Genomic DNA, 1,528 nt, shown 5'->3' with positions numbered 1-1,528 from the left:
ATCCGAGCGCCGACCTTGATGCCAGCACCGAATACTATGTGCTGATCGACAGCGGCGCCTTTAAGGACGCGGCGAACAACGTCTACACCGGCATCAGCAGCACCACCGCGTTGAGCTTCACCACTGCGGCGGCCGATACCACCGCGCCGACGCTCACCAGCAGCACCCCAGTGGACAACGCCACGGCGGTTGTGGTCGGCAGCGACATCGTGCTGACCTTCAACGAGAACGTCACCGCCGTCACCGGCAAGAACCTGGTCATTTACAAGACCAGCGACAACAGCGTGGTCGCCACCATCGCGGCCGACGATCCGCAGATCGCGATTGCGGGCGGTGTGGTCACGGTCAATCCGAGCGCCGACCTTGATGCCAGCACCGAATACTATGTGCTGATCGACAGCGGCGCCTTTAAGGACGCGGCGAACAACGTCTACACCGGCATCAGCAGCACCACCGCGTTGAGCTTCACCACTGCGGCGGCCGACACCACCGCGCCGACGCTCACCAGCAACGTCCCGGCGGACAACGCCACGGCGGTTGTGGTCGGCAGCGACATCGTGCTGACCTTCAACGAGAACGTCACTGCCGTCACCGGCAAGAACGTGGTCATTCACAAGACCAGCGACAACAGCGTGGTCGCCACCATCGATGCTGCCGATCCGCAGATCGCGATTGTAGGCGGCGTGGTCACGGTCAATCCGACCGCCGACCTTGACCCCAGCACCGAATACTATGTGCTGATCGACAACGGCGCCTTTGAGGACGCGGCGAACAACGTCTACACCGGCATCAGCAGCACCACCGCGTTGAGCTTCACCACTGCTGCGGCCGACACCACCGCGCCGACGCTCACCAGCAACGTCCCGGCGGACAACGCCACGGCGGTTGTGGTCGGCAGCGACATCGTGCTGACCTTCAACGAGAACGTCACTGCCGTCACCGGCAAGAACGTGGTCATTCACAAGACCAGCGACAACAGCGTGGTCGCCACCATCGCGGCCGACGATCCGCAGATCGCGATTGCGGGCGGTGTGGTCACGGTCAATCCGACCGCCGACCTTGATGCCAGCACCGAATACTATGTGCTGATCGACAGCGGCGCCTTTAAGGACGCGGCGAACAACGTCTACACCGGCATCAGCAGCACCACCGCGTTGAGCTTCACCACTGCGGCGGCCGATACCACCGCGCCGACGCTCACCAGCAGCACCCCAGTGGACAACGCCACGGCGGTTGTGGTCGGCAGCGACATCGTGCTGACCTTCAACGAGAACGTCACCGCCGTCACCGGCAAGAACCTGGTCATTTACAAGACCAGCGACAACAGCGTGGTCGCCACCATCGCGGCCGACGATCCGCAGATCGCGATTGCGGGCGGTGTGGTCACGGTCAATCCGAGCGCCGACCTTGATGCCAGCACCGAATACTATGTGCTGATCGACAGCGGCGCCTTTAAGGACGCGGCGAACAACGTCTACACCGGCATCAGCAGCACCACCGCGTTGAGCTTCACCACTGCGGCGGCCGA

At 63.2% G+C, this 1,528-nt stretch carries 1 protein-coding gene; it reads left to right on the top strand.

What is annotated here, in order from left to right; all coding sequences use genetic code 11:
- A partial coding sequence (locus CKO12_RS14220) for an Ig-like domain-containing domain (protein ID WP_200155377.1) occupies positions 1 to 1,528 on the top strand: 1,528 nt, incomplete at both ends.

The organism is Chromatium okenii (genome assembly GCF_016583745.1).
Classification (GTDB): Bacteria; Pseudomonadota; Gammaproteobacteria; order Chromatiales; family Chromatiaceae; genus Chromatium; species Chromatium okenii.
Note: the sequence above shows the minus strand (reverse complement) of the source record. Positions and strands in the feature narration are given on the sequence as shown.